The organism is Vibrio sp. Y176 (genome assembly GCF_033438945.1).
Map to the genome: position 1 here is coordinate 1 of NZ_JAWOQS010000483.1, position 726 is coordinate 726.

The window sequence follows — 726 nt, forward strand, 5'->3', positions numbered from 1 at the left end:
ACCATCGAACAGAACATTGTCGACTTGCGTGATGAAAACGGTCGTTTCGAAGCACGTACAACCTTGAAGAAAGTACCTCGTTTAGGTCCTAAGGCGTTCGAGCAGTGTGCGGGTTTCCTTCGTATTATGGATGGTAAGAACCCACTGGATGCCTCTGCAGTGCACCCAGAAGCCTACCCTGTAGTCAAAGCGATTGCCGAGAAGAACCGTAAAGACATCAAAGCACGGATTGGCGATTCGACGTTCCTTAAAGGTCTGCACGCGGTGGATTACACCGATGAGCACTTCAGTGTCCCAACGGTGACCGATATCATCAAGGAGCTGGACAAACCAGGCCGAGACCCTCGTCCGGAGTTCAAAACCGCAACCTTCGCTGAAGGCGTTAACTCGGTTGCAGATCTAGAACCGGGCATGATTCTCGAAGGCGTCGTATCGAACGTGGCCAACTTTGGTGCTTTCGTCGATATTGGTGTTCACCAAGATGGTTTAGTGCACATCTCAGCCCTGACGGATCGTTTCGTTTCTGATCCGCGTGAAGTGGTGAAAGCAGGTGACATCGTTAAAGTGAAAGTGATGGAAGTGGATGTACAGCGCAAGCGTATCGGTCTATCGATGCGTTTAAACGACGAGCCGGGTCAAGACAACCGCAGCCAACGCTCATCAGCAGCGCCACGTCGTAATGACCAATCACAACGTCGTCAACCTCGCCGTGATGATTCCTCATCG

At 51.5% G+C, this 726-nt stretch carries 1 protein-coding gene; it reads left to right on the plus strand.

Going from position 1 to position 726, the window contains the following annotated elements; translation table 11 throughout:
* Positions 1–726, plus strand: a 726-nt coding sequence (locus R7O13_RS26850; protein WP_318305205.1) for a S1 RNA-binding domain-containing protein, incomplete at both ends; no start/stop codon positions are given.